General features: G+C 61.7%; 11 protein-coding genes. 2 read left to right on the forward strand and 9 right to left on the reverse strand.

What is annotated here, in order from left to right; translation table 11 throughout:
* Positions 1–54: 54 nt before the first annotated feature.
* From L4X63_RS19135 to secA, 8 genes are all read right to left on the reverse strand, one after another.
* Positions 55–1,512 (reverse strand): sensor histidine kinase, encoded by a 1,458-nt coding sequence (locus tag L4X63_RS19135; RefSeq protein WP_250680264.1) that lies wholly within the window; start codon positions 1,510–1,512, stop codon positions 55–57.
* A gap of 52 nt (positions 1,513–1,564) precedes the next feature.
* Positions 1,565–2,368 (reverse strand): prepilin peptidase, encoded by an 804-nt coding sequence (locus L4X63_RS19140; RefSeq protein WP_250680265.1) that lies wholly within the window; start codon positions 2,366–2,368, stop codon positions 1,565–1,567.
* Positions 2,369–3,448: 1,080 nt separating this feature from the next.
* Complete coding sequence (locus tag L4X63_RS19145; protein ID WP_250680266.1) at positions 3,449–6,112, reverse strand: valine--tRNA ligase; 2,664 nt, start codon at positions 6,110–6,112, stop codon at positions 3,449–3,451.
* Positions 6,113–6,234: 122 nt separating this feature from the next.
* A complete protein-coding gene (locus L4X63_RS19150; RefSeq protein WP_250680267.1) occupies positions 6,235–7,542 on the reverse strand; it encodes a response regulator in 1,308 nt (435 codons plus the stop codon).
* A 161-nt stretch (positions 7,543–7,703) separates the two neighbouring features.
* A complete protein-coding gene (locus tag L4X63_RS19155; RefSeq protein ID WP_250680268.1) occupies positions 7,704–8,873 on the reverse strand; it encodes a serine hydrolase domain-containing protein in 1,170 nt (389 codons plus the stop codon).
* Positions 8,874–8,892: 19 nt separating this feature from the next.
* Entirely contained in the window at positions 8,893–9,303 is a 411-nt protein-coding gene (locus tag L4X63_RS19160) for a DUF2914 domain-containing protein (RefSeq protein WP_250680269.1), read from the reverse strand.
* 28 nt (positions 9,304–9,331) lie between these two features.
* Positions 9,332–10,513, reverse strand: coding sequence for a bifunctional glutamate N-acetyltransferase/amino-acid acetyltransferase ArgJ (gene argJ, locus L4X63_RS19165; RefSeq protein WP_250680270.1), 1,182 nt, complete (start codon positions 10,511–10,513; stop codon positions 9,332–9,334).
* 119 nt (positions 10,514–10,632) lie between these two features.
* Positions 10,633–13,515 (reverse strand): preprotein translocase subunit SecA, encoded by a 2,883-nt coding sequence (gene secA, locus L4X63_RS19170; RefSeq protein ID WP_250680271.1) that lies wholly within the window; start codon positions 13,513–13,515, stop codon positions 10,633–10,635.
* Positions 13,516–13,755: 240 nt separating this feature from the next.
* Between secA and mnmH the strand changes: the two genes are divergently transcribed.
* Positions 13,756–14,802, forward strand: a complete 1,047-nt coding sequence (gene mnmH, locus L4X63_RS19175) for a tRNA 2-selenouridine(34) synthase MnmH (RefSeq protein WP_250680272.1) — start codon at positions 13,756–13,758, stop codon at positions 14,800–14,802.
* 33 nt (positions 14,803–14,835) lie between these two features.
* Here mnmH and L4X63_RS19180 read toward each other — a convergent pair whose 3' ends face one another.
* Positions 14,836–15,729: a DUF2156 domain-containing protein gene (locus tag L4X63_RS19180; RefSeq protein WP_250680273.1), complete on the reverse strand. Its 894-nt coding sequence runs from the start codon at positions 15,727–15,729 to the stop codon at positions 14,836–14,838.
* A 455-nt stretch (positions 15,730–16,184) separates the two neighbouring features.
* On the opposite strand from L4X63_RS19180, the gene L4X63_RS19185 reads away from it, so the two are divergent.
* Positions 16,185–18,161, forward strand: coding sequence for a cache domain-containing protein (locus tag L4X63_RS19185; protein ID WP_250680274.1), 1,977 nt, complete (start codon positions 16,185–16,187; stop codon positions 18,159–18,161).
* The last annotated feature ends 42 nt before the right edge of the window (positions 18,162–18,203 follow it).

Below are 18,203 nucleotides of genomic sequence, written 5' to 3' on the forward strand. Positions count from 1 at the left end.
TCCGTGTCCTCCGTGTCTCCGTGGCTAGATCTGTTTTTCTCGGTGTTTCCGTGGCTAGATGTGGGGAATTCTCAGCACGAAGCTGCTTCCTTTGCCGACCTCGCTTTGCACGGTGATTCTCCCTCCGCACGACTCGGCAATGCGGGCGGCAATCGCTAACCCGAGCCCGGTCCCCTTCCCCGGTTCCTTGGTGGTGAAGAAGGGATCGAATACCAGCGGCAGATGCTCCGGCGGCATACCCATCCCGGTGTCACGCACCTCCATGAGCACCTCGTCCCCGTCGCTCCGTCCGATCAGCGAAAGGGTCCCTCCCTGCGGCATGGCGTCTCTCGCGTTCATGATCAGGTTGATGAGCAACTGCTCCAACTGGTGGCGGTCGGCCCGGATGTCTGGGAGCGCCGCTCCGGCCTCTATTCTCACCTCGAGCTGCTTGAGCACCCCCTGGGTTCCCAGCAGCTCCACGATGTTTTCGAAGAGGGAGCGGACTTCCACCTCCTCGCGCACGGCCGGACGCGGACGGGAGAAGTCGAGCAGCCCTCGCACGATGCGGTCGATCCGGCGCGTTTCCTCCCCTATCCTCCTCAGGTAATCGGACTTCTCCTCGTCGCTGGAAAGTTCATCCGCCAGGATGTCGGTGTATCCCATGACGGCGGCGAGGGGTGTGCCGATTTCGTGGGCCATCCCCGCTGCCAAAAGGCCGACCGAGGCCATCTTTTCGGAGCGTACCGTCTCGTTACGCGCCTCGCGCAGTTCGGCGTTGGCCCGGTTGAGGGAGGCAACCTTTTCCTCGACCTCTTCCTGCTTTTCCCTCAGGGCCATGACCATCAGGTTAAAGGCATTGGAGAGCTCGGCGACTTCGGTGCTCCCTCGAACGTTGACGGTGCCCTGGAGGTCCCCGGCGGCGATCCGGCCGGTCGCCGAAAGCAGCCTGCGGATCGGGACCACGACGCTGCGCGATAAGAGGTAGCTGCCGAACAGCAATAACAGCAGGAAATCGAGCGTGAAGTAGGTAAGGAGCAACTGGCGCTGTTCCTTTAACCGCTGCTGCTCGGTCGCCAGGGAGAAAGTCAGCCGGCCGGCTCCGACAATCTGTCCCCCGTCGGTGATCGGCGCATAGCACCGGCCGTAGCGCCCGTCCCGGGATACCTGGAAGCCGGGGCGCCCGCCCAAAAGAACGCTGTAAAGCTGCGGATCCCCCCCGCGCTTGTCCTTGATGGAGACGACGGTCTCTCCGTTGTCGCGCACCACGAGGAGTCCGGCGTACCCTTTCCACTTCGTGAGCTGCGCGAGGTAGCGGTCCGCTGCCGAACCGGGGGGAGGAGCGGTCAACGGGCGGGGAAGCAGATCGCCCACCGAGGCCAGCAGGGACTTCCCCTCCTCCCCTTTCATGAGGTAGAGGTCGTTCTCGGCGGTCTTGAACGAGATGAGAGAGAGAAGTATCCAGGTGAGCACCAGCAGGGCGCTCAAAGAGGCAAGGATGTGAAACGTGAGGGTGAAACGGAAAGGTTTCATTGTGCCCGTTAATGCCGGTGCCGGATGAGCACCGCAGACGTCCATCGGCAGACTAGCTGCCTATGTGCAGGTACCAGTAGATGATCCTTCTCCCGAAGAAAATGAAGATGAGCGATGCCCCGGCCAGGAACGGGCCGAAGGGTATGGCCAGATTGGAATCCTTCTTCTGGGCCAGCATAACGCTGATGCCGATCACCGAGCCGAGAAGGGAGGCGACAAAGATGATGAAGAGCACCCCTTTCCAGCCGAAGAAAGCCCCCATCATGGCCAAGAGCTTGATATCCCCTCCCCCCATGCCGTCCTTTTTGGTGAGCAACTGGTAGCCGTAGGCGATCAGCAGCAGGCTCCCTCCCCCGGCGAGGATGCCGATCAGCGAACTGAGCCAGCCAAACTCCGGAAAGAGAAAGGAGATGCCGAATCCGGCGAGGATGCCGGGAAGGGTGATGACGTCGGGAAGGATCTGGTGCTCGAGGTCGATGAAGGTCAGCACCACCATGGTGCTGGAGTACACAAAGAAAATGGCGAAGATCAGCCCGAAGCCGAATTTCCAGAAGAGCGCCAGGGTCAGGAGGCCGTTCAACAACTCCACCAGCGGATACTGGAGCGAGATGTGCTCTCCACACTTACGGCAGCGCCCCCTGAGCAGCAGATAGCTCAGGATCGGGATGTTGTCGTACCAGCGGATTTGGTAGTCGCAGTTGGGGCAGTGGGAAGGAGGAAAGACGACCGACTCGTGGTTGGGAAGCCGGTAGATGCAGACGTTGAGAAAGGATCCGACCACCGCGCCGATCACAAAGGCAACGATAGCACCGAAGGCGAAAGGCTGGCCTGCCAGGAAGACGACGGGAAGCTGCAAAAGAGGACCTCTTCGTTAATGAATGGAAAATTCGCTGTAGTATGACAGAAAGAGGCGGCGGTTTCAAAGGAAATGCTAGTCGTTTCGCTTCCCAGCCCCCCATCCGTGCCGCCCCTGGAAGGTGAGAAATGGTTGCGTAGTCCTGCCAGCAAGCTGCTTGGGGTTCTGAAATGGGAGTCATGGTCTTGCGATGATAATGCACGTTAACGCGGAAGGTGCCGATGGGCCCTGCGGTAGGGTTACTTCCCCCGGCAATGGGTTCGGCTGGCTTTGCGATAGGTTCGGCTGGCTCTGCGATAGGTTCGGCTGGCTCTGCGATAGGTTCGGCTGGCTCTGCGATAGGGATGGCTGGCCCTGCGATAGGGATGGCTGGCCCTGCGATAGGGATGCTCGGCTCTGCGATAGGGATGCTCGGCTCTGCGATAGGGATGCTCGGCTCTGCGATAGGGATGCTCGGCTCTGGCGATAGGGATGCTTGGCTCTGCTGTAGGGATGCTCGGCTCTGCCATAGAGAGAGTTGGTCCCACGATTGCGATGGTTGGTCCTGCGATAGGTATGGTTGGTCCTGCGATAGGTATGGTTGGTCCTGCGATAGGTATGGCGGCTTCAGCCCATGGCCATCTCTGGGTCATGGACAGGGATGGATAGACCGTAGATGTCGAAGTTTGGGTCGAAGACGGCGACCGATGGGCTGACACACTGCTTTCTTAGCACCGCGTGAAGCTGTTACAACGTGAGATGTCCGCATTTCGGAGCCGACGGCAACGATGTTGGCATCAAGGGAGCCGTAACAATCCCGTGATGGTCCCCTTCATAATTCCGCGATGGCCCTTCTTCCTCCGGAACGTCCCAATCGTTTCGGGTATGATGATCTTCACCGGTCCAATCATGGCCATCGCAGGACTAACCATAGCCATCGAAGCACTAACCATAGCCATCGCAGGACTAACCATGGCCATCATACAGGACTATACCCCCGTGGCCACGCGGTCTTGCCCCGCCATCACCGGTTAATCGCGTGCGATCGGACAAACAAAAGGGTGGGCACATAGTGCCCACCCTACGATAGACGTTGCAGGGTTATTTCAGGCGCTGAATCTTGACGAGGTTCTCTTCGAGGAGTGTCTTCTTGTTGGCGAACTCGGTGACCTTCTCGCGCTCCTTCTCGACCACGTCGGCAGGGGCGCGTTCAACGAAGCTCGGGTTCTCGAGCTTCTTGGAGAGGAACTCGATGTCCTTCTCGATCTTGGCGATCTCCTTGTTGAGGCGCTTCTCCTCTTCTTCAACGTTCACCAGGCCGCGCAGCGGCACGACGATCTCCACGTCGCCCGCCACCTGCAGCGAGGCCTCCGCGGGACGCTCGACGCCCTGCCCGATAGCGAGATCGGAGAGACGGGCGAGGCTCATCACGTACACCTCGTTCCGCTTGAGAAGCGCCAGGCTGTCGGCGGACTTGCAGTCGAGCAGCGCGGCGATCTGCTTGCTCGGCGGCACTTCCATCTCGCCCCTGATGTTCCTGATCCCCTTGATGACGTCCATCACCAGCTCCATCTCGGCGGCGGCGGTGGCGAAGCCTTTCCACTCCTCACGCGGAGTCGGGTAGCTGGCGATCATCACGCTCTCTTCCTCCGAGGTCCTCGGCAGCGCCTGCCAGATCTCCTCGGTGATGAACGGCATGAACGGATGAAGCAGCCGGAGGAGGTTCTCCAGCACCATCCAGAGGACGTACTTGGCGGTGGTCTGGCGGGAGCCGTCGCCCTTGTAGAGGTCATCCTTCACGAGCTCGATGTACCAGTCGCAGAACTCGCTCCAGGTGAAGCGGTACAGGTCGCTCGCCGCCTCGTTGAAGCGGAAGTTGGTGAGCGCGTCGTCGACCGAGGCGGCCGCCTCGTTCAGCCGGAAGAGGATCCACTTATCGGCATTGGAGAGCGAAAGAGTTGCCGGATCGATGGCTTTCGGGTCGAAATCTTCCAGGTTCATGAGGGCGAAGCGGGAGGCGTTCCAGATCTTGTTGGCGAAGTTGCGGTAGCCGGCGATCCTTTCCTCGGCGAGCTTGATGTCGCGACCCTGGGCTGCAAAGGCGGCCAGGGTGAAGCGGAAGGCGTCGGTGCCGTAGGCGTCGATGACGGTCAGGGGGTCGATCACGTTCCCCTTGGACTTGCTCATCTTCTGCCCCTGGGCGTCGCGCACCAGGGCGTGGATGTAGACGTCCTTGAAGGGGACCTCGTCCATGAAGTGGAGCCCCATCATCATCATGCGGGCCACCCAGAAGAAGAGGATGTCGAAGCCGGTGACCAGCGTGGAGGTCGGGTAGAAAGCCGAGAGCTCCGGGGTCTTCTCCGGCCATCCCATGGTCGAGAACGGCCACAGGGCGGAGGAGAACCAGGTATCGAGAACGTCGGTCTCCTGGCGGATCTCATCCGAGCCGCACTTGGAGCAGCTGGTGGGATCCTCCTTGGCGACGGTGACGTGGCCGCAGTGATCGCAGAACCAGGCGGGGATCCGGTGGCCCCACCAGATCTGGCGGGAGATGCACCAGTCGCGGATGTTCTCCATCCAGTCGTAGTAGGTGTTCTCCCACTGCTGCGGGACGATCTTGGTCTTCCCTTCCTTCACCGCGGCGAGCGCGCGCTCGGCCAAGGGACCCACCTTCACGTACCACTGCAGGGAGAGGTACGGTTCGACGACGGTCTTGCAGCGGTAGCAGCCGCCCACCGACAGCGCATGGTCCTGGATCTTCTCCAAGAGGCCGTCGGCCTCGAGGTCGGCCACCACCTGTTTGCGGGCGGCGAAACGGTCCATCCCCTCGTACTGTTTGCCCGCGGCGTTGACTACGCCGGACTCGTCGAAGACGTTGATCTTGTCGAGGTTGTGCCTCAGGCCGACCTCGAAGTCATTGAAGTCATGGGCGGGGGTGATCTTCACCACGCCGGTCCCGAACTCCATGTCGACGTAGTCGTCGGCGACCACCGGGATCTCGCGGTTGACCAGCGGGAGGAGCACCTTCTTACCGATGAGGTGCTTGTAGCGGTCGTCGGCCGGGTTGACGGCCACTGCGGTGTCGCCCAGCATGGTCTCCGGACGGGTGGTGGCCACCACCACGTACTCGTCGCTCCCCACCACCGGGTAGCGGAGGTGCCAGAGGTTACCGGCCTTATCCTCGTGCTCGACCTCGATGTCGGAAAGCGCGGTGTGGCAGCGCGGGCACCAGTTGATCAGCCGGTTGTCGCGGTAAATGAGCCCCTCGTCGTAAAGGCGGACGAAGACCTCGCGCACGGCCGTGGAGAGCCCGGCATCCATGGTGAAGCGCTCGCGCTCCCAATCGCAGGAGGCGCCGAGCCTTTTGAGCTGGCCGATGATCTGCCCGCCGGACTCGCCCTTCCACTTCCAGACGCGCTCGATAAAACCTTCACGGCCGAGCTCGAAGCGGTCCTTCCCTTCGGCGGCCAACTGGCGCTCCACCACGTTCTGGGTGGCGATGCCGGCATGGTCGGTACCGGGCATCCAGAGGACGTTGTAGCCGCTCATCCGCTTCCAGCGGCAAAGGATGTCCTGCAGGGTGTTGTTCAGCGCGTGCCCCATGTGAAGGACACCGGTGATGTTCGGGGGGGGGATGACGATGCTGTAGCCCGGTTTATCGGAGGGGACGGTGGCATGGAAGTACCCCTTCCCTTCCCACTCCTTGTACCATCTCTGTTCAACGCTCTGCGGCTCGTATACCTTTTCCAGCTCTCGTTTTGCCATCTGACACTAACCTCGTATGTAATGCGCTGCAAATTGATTCGGCATATTCACAATGCAAAAAGGGGATCGTGAAATCCCCTCTTGCGGTACGTGCGGGTGATTGATCCAGGCAGCCGGGGTGGTTATCCCTTGACGCCCGCCCTGAGTTTCTTGATCTCTTCCTTGATCAGCACCTCGGCCAGATCGGGAACCACTTCCCAGACGATCCTTTCGATGACCTCCCGGGAGATGCGCGCGATGGCGGCCTCGAGATCCGCCTCGGTGATCCCGGTGACGACGGGCTGGGCCGGGGCCAGGGGTGCGGCGGAAACGGGTGCGGCAACCGGCGCCTGGGGAGCAAAGGCAGGCTGCTGGACTTGAGGTGCTTCGAAGACCGGCGGCGCCACCGGCTCCAGCGCGGCCGCTTCGAAGAAGCTCGCTGCAGGCGCCTGCTGCTCGAAGAAGGACGGGGCCGGCTCCGGCTCGACCGGGGTGACGTTCTCCTCTTCAAGGGAGAACGGCTCGTACTCCGGAAGCGGCATCGGTTCGATTACGGTCTCGGCAGCAACCACGGGCTCGGCAGTAACGGCCTCTTCCTGGAAGCCAAAGACATCCTCGGCGGCAGGCTCATACGGCTCTTCCACCAGTTCGAGGGGGGGGCCGGTCTCCTCGACGTCGTCGCCTTCCTCTTCGAAAGTGAAGAACTCCTCGGCCTCGTACTCGACATCTCCCTCGACGACCCCGAAGGTCTCGGCAGCATCGGGGGCGCCGGGAGCCTCCATCTCGAAAGCTCCCCAGAGATCGTCTTCCAGGGTTGCCTCCATGATCTCCTCCTGCGCAGCCGGTGCAGCCGGTGCAGCCGGGGCCGCGAAGGAAGCCGCAGCAGGCTGGGGAGTGGGCTGGGGAGCCGGTGCAGCAGGAGCGGCCGGCGGGGCCTGGAACGCGGGCGTCGGCTGGGGAGCGGGCTCGGCCATGGTATCGAGGCCGGAGAGATCGCCCCAGACGTCTTCGGCGTTGGAGAAGGCCGGTTCCGGCGCGGCGGCAGGCGCAGGCTGCGGCACGGGGGCGGCAACCCTGGTCTTGCCGAGGGCGAGCAGTTCTTTGACCTTGTCGATCAGTTGCTGGGACTCGAACGGCTTGGTGATGGTGGCGTCGGCCCCGCAGCTGCGGGCCTTCTCCTCGTCGAGCGGCTCGAAGGCACCGATCAGAAGCAGCAGCGGCACCGCGTTAAGCTTGGGGTCGCGGCGGATCTCGGCGCAGACTTCGTAGCCGTTCCTCCCGGGCATCAGGGCGTCGACCAGCATCAGATCGGGCTGGATCTCCTTGGCCTTGTCGAGGGCGGCGTTACCGTTGTCGACCACGGTCAGCTCGAACTCCTCGTTGGCAAAGATGATCGCCACGACTTTCTGGATGGTGATGCTGTCATCGGCGAGGAGCAATCTGTTGCCCATCTAGTCCCCCTCTACTGCAAACGGTTCGGATGCGGGTGGTTCAACTCTCCCCGCCGGCCCCGGAAAATGTCTCTCCTCAGGCCGGTTTAGGGAGGAAAAAAGGTAAAAAAAACTAGCACAAAGGGCCGCCGAGTGTCAAGGTTTTTGCCCTTTCTGATTAATCACCGATCATGCAAGCCGGCGAACTTCCCTCCCTGGGGAGGAAGACCGAAGATCCGGGAGGCGAGCGTGGAGAGATTTCCGCGCAACTTGTTGAACTCGTGCACATTCTTGTAGTCGAGCCGGGCGGTGAGGAAGATCACGAAGGTATCGGAGACCGGGTCGATCCAGACCGAGGAGCCGGAGTAGCCGGTGTGGCCGAAGGAAACCGCCGAGAAGCCGCCGCGCGGGGCGGAGTACGGCGACGAGATGTCCCACCCGAGGCCGCGAACCACGTCCCCTCCCCTGGCGAAGTAGGGAGCGGTCATCTGCTCCACCGTCCTTCGTGCCAGGACGGTCTTGCCGTCCAGCGTTCCGCCGTAGAGCATCATCTGGCAGAACCTCGCCAGGTCGAACGCGGTGGAGAAGAGCCCGGCATGACCGGCCACGCCGCCCAACTGACGGCACAGGTGATCCTGGGCGTCTCCCTGCATGAGGCGGTCGTCGTAGATGGTGGCGGAGCAGCGCTCCCGGTTCTTGGGATTGAAACCGGTGTCGTTCATCCCCAGCGGCTGGTAGAAGGACTCTCTCGTGTAGACGTCGAGGGGCTCGCCGGTGACCCGCCTTACCAGCTCGGCCAGCAGGATGAAGTTCAGGTCGGCGTACTTGAAGCGGTAGCCGACGTCGCCCTTGAGGCGCTGGCTGGCGGCACCATCGATGGCGCTTTTCAGGGCATTATCGTTGGAGAGGGGGATGTCGTCGAGACCCGACGTGTGGGTGAGGAGGTTGAAGATGAGGATGGCGTCTTTGCCGTGGTGAGCCAGTTCCGGGAACCACTTGACCACCGGATCCAGCAGGGATAGCCGTCCTTCCTCCGCAAGCTTGAGGACCGCGGGTGTGGTGGCGATCACCTTGGTGAGGGAGGCCAGGTCGAAGACCGTGTCGGCGGTCATCGGCCGCGACTGGGGAAGCGGCGAGACCCGCCCGTAGGCCCCTTCGAAGAGGACCCGGTCGTGGCTGCCGATCAGCACCACGCCGCCGGCGATCAGGTTCCTGGAGATGGCTTCCTGGACCAGGGCATCGATGCGGGCCGAAGGTTGGGCCGCCGAGGCGTTGGATGCAAGGAGCAGTACCGTCCAAAGTATCAGTGCTGTCAGGAGGAGGACCACCCTGAGTGGTCTGAACGATCGCATAGTCTCGCTGGGTTCTCCGCTAGTTCATTTTGAAGCTGACCGACTTGATCACGTTGCCTTCGCCGTCCTGGGCCTCGCAGCGCCACTGCCCCGACTCGCCCTTCTGGACGCCGATCCTGCTGTAGGTGCGCCAGTGCGAACCTTTGACCGGCATCTCGTCCTCGCTCACCGCCTCGTCGTCCCGGTACCAGACATGCTTGATGGTGGTATCGGTCCCCTTGGGGGCGAGGATACGGGTGAAGCAGTAGAGCGCCTTCACCGATGAAGAGGAGATCCGCCAGACGGAGTCGATGGGGTTTCCCTTGACGATCTTGGTGGTGACCGTCATCTCGGTGATCTTGAGGTCACTCGCCTCCGACTGTGCCCAAAAGGAGAGTGAAAACAGCAAGGCCGCAGCCACGGTGCCCAAAAGCCTGTTGAGAGTCATCATGCCCTCCGCGGGAAAAAGCTATTGAATATCAGGTCCGGTAATCCGCGTTGATGCGGACGTAGTCGTAGGAGAGATCGCTGGTATAAACCACCGCCTCCCCGCTCCCCAACTGCAGATCGATGGTGACGTTGAATTCCTTCTGCTTTAACACTTCGCTGCCGGCCGCCTCGGCGTCGCCGCCGCGGAAGACCCCGTTGGCGGCCATGACCACGTCGTCGAAGAGAATGCCGACCCGGTTGGGATCGACGTCCACGCCGGAGTAGCCGACCGCCGCAATGATCCTCCCCCAGTTGGCGTCCTGCCCGAAGAAGGCGGTCTTGACCAAGAGCGAGTTGGCCACCGACTTGGCGGCCTTTTTGGCCTCGGCCTGGCTCCTCGCCCCCTTGACCCTGATCTGGACGAACTTGGTCGCCCCCTCCCCGTCCTTGACGATCTGCTTGGCCAGGGAGAGGAGGACTTCGTCGAGCAGCGCCTTAAAGGCGGCCGCTTCGGGGGTTCCCGCCTTGATGACGGGGTTGCCGGCGGCACCGTTGGCCATGACGAGCGCGGTATCGTTGGTGGAGGTGTCGCCGTCGACGGTGATGGCATTGAAGGATCCGTCCACCGCGCCGGCGAAGGCCTCGCGCAGGAAGGCGGGATCGACCGCGGCGTCGGTGACCAGGAAGGAGAGCATGGTGGCCATGTTCGGCTCGATCATGCCGGCCCCCTTGGCCACCCCCTGCAGCTCGTAGGAAACGCCGCCGGCCTCACCGCTCCTTCTCTCGAGTTTCGGGAAGGTGTCGGTGGTCATGATGGCCTCGGAGACCTGCTCGAGGGTCCCCATGGAGAGTCCGTCCACCAGGGGCTGGATCCCTTTCTTGAAGCGATCCATGGGGAGCGCCTGCCCGATGACCCCGGTGGAGGCGATGAGGAGATCCTCGTCGGAGATACCGAGCGCCTCGGAGGTCCTCCGGCCGCAGGAAAGCGCGTCGGCCATCCCCTGCTCGCCGGTGCAGGCGTTGGCGTTGCCGCTGTTGACCAAGAGGGCCCGGCAGCTGCCGCTCTTTACCCGCTCGCGGGAGATGACCACCGGGGCCGCCACCACCTTGTTGGTGGTGAAAACGGCCGCCACATGGGCCGGTATTTCGGAAAAGATCAGGGCGAGGTCGAGCCGCCCCGGCTTCTTGATGGCCGCCTCGACAGCGGAAAACTTGAAACCTTTGAGCTTCATGTGCACCCCTTGCCACCCCCGCCCCGTTCTTGAAGGTGGGGGAGCCGGTTACTGACGAGCTTATATGGTGATCGGACCAGAACCGGCAATTCTTTAATTAATTATATAGCGCGGAAGTTTTATTTGCCGCAGCACTTCTTGTACTTCTTCCCGCTGCCGCAGGGGCAGGGGTCGTTTCTGCCGGCGGTCTTGGCCCCCTTGGCGGGAACCTGCAGGACGGTGCGCTCCTCGGCAAGGTTGAAGGTCCTCCGCTGCGGGATCTCGACCGGGGCGACATCCCCTTCCTCGTCCGGCACGAGATCCTCTTCGCGGGCCACCTGGACCCAGAAGATCTTCTCCACTACCTCTTCGCGGATCCTGGCCATCATGTCCATGAAGAGCTGGTAGGCCTCGCGCTTGTACTCCTGCTTGGGATCCTTCTGGCCGTAGCCCCTGAGGCCGATACCTTCCTTCAGGTGGTCGATGCCGAGGAGGTGGTCCTTCCACTGGGCGTCGATGACCTGGAGCATGATCACCTTGATCAGGTGGTCCATCAGCTCCTCGCCGAACTCCTCCAGGCGGGCGGTGAAACGGGAACGGGCCTCGTTTCTCAGGAACTCCTCGAAGTTGACCACGGTGAGACGGTCGATGGTCTCGGCGGGGAGATCGAGCTGGTAGCCGAAGACCTTGAAGATGGTGTCCTGGATACCGCTCCAGTCCCACTCGCGGGCCGGGACCTTGTCGATAGCGTAGGCGGCGATGATGTCGCGCGCCGTCTCGTCCACCATCCCCATGAAGCTCTCGCGGATCTCGTTACCCGCCAGGATCTCCTTGCGCTGGGTGTAGATCACCTCGCGCTGCTTGTTCATGACGTCGTCGTACTCTATCAGGTGCTTGCGGATTTCGAAGTTGTGCGCCTCGACCTTCTTCTGGGCGTTCTCGATGGCCTTGGTGATGAGCCCGTGGGTGATCGCCTCCCCTTCCTCGATGCCGAGCTTGTCCATGATCATGGAGACGCGCTCGGAGCCGAAGATGCGGAGCAGGTCGTCCTGCAGCGAGAGGTAGAACCGCGAGGAGCCGGGGTCACCCTGGCGGCCGGAACGGCCACGCAGCTGGTTGTCGATACGGCGGGATTCGTGGCGCTCGGTACCGAGGATGTGGAGGCCGCCCAGCGCGATGACCTCGTCGTGCTCGGCGGCACAGATCGGCTTGAACTTCTCCACCAGCTGGTCGAACTGCTTCTGGAACTCGGCCAGGACCAGCTCCTCCAGGACGTCGAACTCGTAGGTGTCGCGCCCCTTCACGTAGCCTGCCACCACCTTCTCCAGGGTCGGGAAGGATTGGGCGAGAGTGGCGATCAGCTCGTCCTCGTCGAGCTCCTTGTCGGTGGCAGCGTCGAAGGCCTCCATGAACTCGCGCATCCGCGATTCGGGGGTGCCGCCGAACTCCTGGCGGGCCATGCCGTCCGAGTTACCGCCGAGGAGGATGTCGGTACCGCGGCCGGCCATGTTGGTGGCGATGGTGACCATCCCCTTGCGGCCAGCCTGGGCGACGATCTCCGCCTCGCGGTCGTGCTGCTTGGCGTTCAGGACGAAGTGCGGGATCCGATCCCTCTTCAGGAGCTCGGAGAGCTGCTCGGACTTCTCGATGGAGATGGTACCGACCAGCACCGGCTGCCCCTTCTCGTGCAGCTCCTTGATCTCGGCAATGACCGCGGCGAACTTCTCGGCCTCGGTCTTGTAGATGACGTCCGGGAAGTCCGGGCGCAGAAGCGGGCGGTTGGTCGGGATGACCACGACGTCCAGCTTGTAGATCTTGTGGAACTCCTCGGCCTCGGTGTCGGCGGTGCCGGTCATGCCGGAGAGGGTCCCGTACATCCTGAAGTAGTTCTGGAAGGTGATGGTGGCGAGCGTCTGGTTCTCGTTCTCGATCTTCACCCCTTCCTTGGCCTCGATGGCCTGGTGCAGGCCGTCGGACCAGCGGCGCCCCGGCATGAGGCGGCCGGTGAACTCGTCGACGATGATGACCTCGTTGTCGCGCACCACGTAATCGACGTCGCGCTTGAAGAGGGCATGGGCGCGCAACGCCTGCTGGGTGTGATGGAGGATCTCCATGTTGCGGGGATCGTAGAGGTTCTCGATCTTCAGGAGCTTCTCGACCTTCAGGACCCCTTCCTCGGTCAGGGTGGCCTGCTTGGACTTCTCGTCGACGGTGTAGTCGCCGGTGTAGGTCTTCCTCTTGCCGGAGAGGGTATTGGCCTCGACCTCGGCCATCTCACCCTTCTTGAGGAGCGGGATGATGCGGTCGATGATGTAGTACTTGTCGGTGGAGTCTTCGGTCGGGCCGGAGATGATGAGCGGAGTCCTCGCCTCGTCGATGAGGATGGAGTCGACCTCGTCGACGACCGCGAAGTTGAACGGGCGCTGGACGTAGTCGGCCAGGTCGAACTTCATGTTGTCGCGCAGGTAGTCGAAGCCGAATTCGTTGTTGGTGCCGTAGGTGATGTCGGCGGCGTAGGCTTCGCGGCGCTCGTCGTCGTCCAGCCCGTGCACGATGACCCCTACGTTGAGGCCGAGGAACTTATGAATGCGCCCCATCCAGTCGGCGTCGCGGCGGGCCAGGTAGTCGTTGACGGTGACCACGTGGACACCCTTGCCGCTGATGCCGTTCAGGTAGGAGGGAAGGGTCGCCACCAGGGTCTTACCTTCACCGGTCTTCATCTCGGCGATCTTGCCGGAGTGAAGGACCATGCCGCCGATCAGCTGCACGTCGAAGTGGCGCATGCCGAGCACGCGCTTGCCCGCCTCGCGGCATACGGCAAAGGCCTCGGGGAGCATATTGTCGAGGCTCTCGCCGCGGCCGTAGCGCTCCTTGAATTCAAAAGTCTTGGCCCTGAGCTGCTCGTCGCTCAGCTTGACCATCTCGCTTTCCAGCTGATTTATGCGTTCTACGACGGGCCACATGCGCTTGAGTTCCCGCTCGTTCTTACTCCCAACAAACTTCTTGATCAGCGCTCCAAACATCTATGGGATCTCCTTGCTATCTGCATAAAGGGATGTAAAAACAGGTAACGCTACCATATTAGTGAGAAGGTCTCAACAGAAAAGGCGCCTTGCGCCCTATCTCCCTTCCCCTGACGACCGCCTTGCAATGCGCTCCCCATCTCCCTATAATGCACCGGTTGCGGCAGTCCGCCACCCGCCGGGAGTGCCCGGCGCCGGCCGGACCGCCCGGACAGAAACGGTATACAAACGGAGCAAACCTTGCCTCAGACGATTCACTTCACCGAAAGCCTTCTCGACACCCACCTCCCGGTCGATGTACGGACCCCTCTCGAGTTCGAGGAGGACCACCTTCCCGGCGCCATCAACGTTCCCCTTTTGACCAACGAGGAGCGGGTCGAGATCGGGACCATGTACAAGCAGCAGGGCCCCTACCCCGCACGCCAGCGCGGGCTCGCCCTCACCGCCCATCGCTTCCCCGCCATGGTCGAGGAGATCGCCGGGAAAGCCGGCGGCAAGCCGCTGCTCGTCTACTGCTGGCGCGGAGGGCTCCGCAGCAAGACGGTGACCTCCATCCTCGACCTGACCGGGCACGAGGCGGTGCAGCTCGTCGGGGGATACAAGGATTTTCGTGCCAAAGTATCGGAATTCTTCGAGCCGTACAGCTCCGAGCTTCCGCTGGTGGTCCTGCATGGGATGACCGGCATCGGCAAGACCACCCTGCTCACCCACCTGCAGGATAGGGGATGCTCCGTGGTCGATCTGGAGGGGCTTGCCTGCCACCGCGGCTCCGCATTCGGGCAGCTGGGGCTCAACCAAACCCTCAGCCAGAAGCGGTTCGAGACCCTGCTGTGGGACGCGCTGCGGAGCGCGCCGAAAGGGGTTCCGGTGATCCTCGAAGGGGAAAGCGAGCGGATCGGGAAGGTCCGCCTCCCGGGTGACTTCTACCAGAAGATGGCGGCCGGCATCAGGGTGTGGTGCTCGGCGTCCATCGAAACCCGGGTGAGACGGCTGATCGACGAATACGGACGGCCGGATTACCGGGAGGAGATGGGCGAGGCTCTCGAGCGGATCAGGAAGAAGCTCGGTGGCAAGCGGTGCGACGAGTTGGCGGGGAACCTCGAGCGCTGGGAGATGGAGCCGTTCATGGAAGGGCTCATCAAGGACTACTACGACAAGGTCTACTACAAAAACCGGCAGTGGGTGGCCGACTTCGACCTCGACATGGAGGATTTCGGCCAGGCCGCAGAAACGCTCTGCGAGTACCTTGAGGAGCACCTAAAAGTTTCGCCCCTCATTCCCGTTTAACTGGAAGCTTCCCCCACCCCCTTCCCCCCTCCCTCAAGGGGAGGGGGATCCTATCTTCTTGATCCTATATTTTTTGACGAGCTCCACCGGCCGGTAGGAGAGTTTCGCCTGCCGAAGCGATTCCACCCCGAGATCCTGCTCCCGGTTGAGATAGGTACAGCCGGTGAAGAGGAGCCTGCTGAACTCCCGGTCCAGCAGCTGGTAGAGCCCCTCCATGAAGAGGTCCCCCTTTTCGAAGTGACAGACCGCGGTGGAGTCGTTGAGGCATTCGCCCAGTGCGAACCCCTTCACCACCCCTTCCACCAGGATCACCAGACCCGACAGCCCCAACTCCTTGTAAAGGGTGAGCGCCTCAGCCGCCCCGGCAGCCTCCTTGTCGGCCGAACCCGGCCCCTGCTCGCTCCGGATTCTCCGCCACTCCTCCAAAAGGGCCAGCGCCCCTTCCCGGTGCTGGTCGCCGTACATCTCGACCTGGTGGCGATGGCGCACCATGAAGTAGTTCACCCGGTTTTTCTTCCGGTGGTAGGCCTTGCCGTTTAGCTGGGCCATCTCCTCCTTCACGTGCAGATAGTCGAAGTTGTCGCGGTCAGGGGTCACCTCGAGACCGTCGAGTGAGCCGAGCCTTTCGAGGAAGGGATCGTCGGCACCGTACAGGGTGAGCCCCTGGCCGATCAGTTCCCGCGCGGAAGAGATGGCGTCTCCCGAGAACGGGGGAAGGAAATAGGGGCGGCTGTCGTAGCCGCACCCCAAGGCGACCACCGAGTCCCGCACCATGGTCAGCCGGTAATTATGTACCTTCCTGAAGAGGAAGAGATTTGCGAAGGTAAGCTCCGAGATGCGGGGCTGAAGGGCTGCGAAAAGCGCGTCCAGGTGCGGCTTGTCCTCGAGGGCAATCGGACGGGACTCCGGGTAGGAGGGTATTTCCAAGATGGGCTCCATGGGTAACTAGTATAGCGGCGAAGGGGAAGTATAGCACAGGCCGGGTTGTGCATTAACACAATACAAAGCATTGGAACGCGGATGACGCTGATTGAGCGGATTATCGCGGATACGTCAAAGGCTTCAAAACTTTAAAAGGTTACTGCCAAACACCCTCCAACCCGAACGCGGATGACGCGGATTGGGCGGATTAACGCGGATACTGCAAAGGCTTAAACTCTAAGAAGGTTACAGCCTAAGTCTTTGGCCTTAACAATAAAACGGTTCACGCCTCGCTTTTAAGGTTTATCCGCGTAGATCCGCTCAATCCGCGTCATCCGCGTTCTATTGTCTCTCGCCTTTGCCCTCCCTTTTTCGCATTTCTGCAAAAATTTCTGGCCTTTCTCTCAGCGTATACGTTAATATCCGCAAAACCCCGTTTCGAATCACTTCCAGGCGAGACCATGCAGAAATACATCTTCGCATTCATAAATAACCTGAAGCTCCGCTGGAAGATGGTGGTGCTGGTGCTCCCGCTGGTGATCATCCCGATTTTCATCGTCGGCGGGGTCATCGGCTACATCTCCACCAAACAGGCCTACCTCGGCATCACCCAGACCAGTAAGGACGACCTCGAGCACATGGCGGCCTACACGGTCGACCTCCTCAACTCGCACTACCAGCAGTTCCAGGTCTACAAGGAAGATAAAGAGAACAGCTTCGACAAGGACCTCGCGACCCTCACCGAGCTGGCCTACAACGTGGCCAAGACCCAGCAGCGCCAGTACCTGCTTGGAAAGATCGACCTCGCCACCGCCAAGCGGGAAGCGCACAACGCCCTCTCCAAGGTGAACGTCGGCAAGACCGGCTACATCTACGTCATGACCAGCAAGGGAGAATTGAAGGTCCACGTCGCCCAGGAAGGCGCCAACGTCTTCAACAGCCGGGACGAGAAGGGGCATTACTTCATCCGGGAGATGTGCGAGCGGGCGGTGAAATCGAAACCGGGCGAGGTCCTCTACATCGTCTACCCCTGGAAAAACGCCACCTTGGGCGATAAGAAGCTCAGGAAGAAGGTGGTGGCCTACCGCTACTTCAAGGACTGGGACTGGATCATCGCGGCCGGCGGCTACCTGGAGGAGACCTACGACGACGTCGACTTCGAGCGCCGCTCCTTTGCCGCCCTGAAGGAGAAGATCAAGAGCAAGAAGGTAGGGAAGACCGGCTACGTTTTCTGCCTGGACGGCTCCGGGAACTTCATGATCCACCCCACCGGCGAGGGAAAGAACTTCATCGACGCCACCGACTCCAGCGGGGAGCACTTCATCCGGGAGATGTGCGAACGGAAAAGCGGCTGGATCCGTTATCCCTGGAAAAACGCCGGGGATAAGGAACCGCGGATGAAGATCGTCCGCTACGAGTACTTCAAGCCGTGGAACTGGATCGTGGCGGTCGGCTCCTACGAGGACGAGTTCTACCAGGAAGCCAACGCCATCAAGGGGCGCATCATGGAGAGCATGGTCGTGCTCACCATCCTGGTCAGCATCATCTCGGTGCTGCTGGTCTTTGTGGCCGCGCGGGTGATGACCGACCCCATCAGCCGGATGATGTCGGTGATCCGCAAGGTCAAGCAGGGGCGCCTGGACGAACGGATCGCGGTGGAGAGCAACGACGAGCTCGGCGAACTGGCGGCCGCCTTCAACAGGATGACCCAGATCATCAAGCACAACAAGGAGCTGGAGGCGAACCTCGCCCAGCAGGGAAAGATGGCCTCGCTCGGGGTGCTCTCCTCCGGGGTGGCCCACGAGATCAACAACCCGCTCGGCGTCATCCTCGGCTACGCCGCCTATCTCGAAGGGAAACTCACCCCCGAAGATCCCAACTACAAGTACATCCACGAGATCAAGCGGGAGAGCAAACGCTGCAAGAAGATCGTCCAGGACCTCCTGAGTTACGCCCGCACCCCGAAACCGGTGCTCGAACAGACCGACATCAACGCCCTGCTCGGCCAGATCGTCGATTTCGCCGCCAACCACACCGACATGCACCATGTGACGGTCCAGAAAGAGTTCGACCTCTCCCTTCCCGAGGTCATGGTGGACGGCGACCAGCTGCGGCAGGTGGCCATCAACCTCATTCTCAATGCCGGCGCCGCCATGCAAAAAGGGGGGAGGCTGGTGGTTTCCACCGGGATGACCGAGGATGGGGCGGTATGTCTCAAGTTCAGCGACAACGGAGCCGGGATACCGCAGGAGAATATCGAGAAGATCTTCGAGCCGTTCTTTACCACCAAGGTGAAGGGCACCGGGCTCGGCCTCGCCATCACCAGGCAGATCGTGGAGCAGCACCACGGCAAGATCGGCATCGACAGCGAGATCGGGGTCGGCACCACCGTAATCGTGCGCCTGCCGGTCAACCGCGACGAGTACGACGCGCTGTAGATTAGAACCGGATTCCCCCACCCCCTCGCCCCCTCCCTCCAG

The sequence above is a fragment of the Geomonas sp. Red32 genome, assembly GCF_023652955.1.
GTDB lineage: Bacteria > Desulfobacterota > Desulfuromonadia > Geobacterales > Geobacteraceae > Geomonas.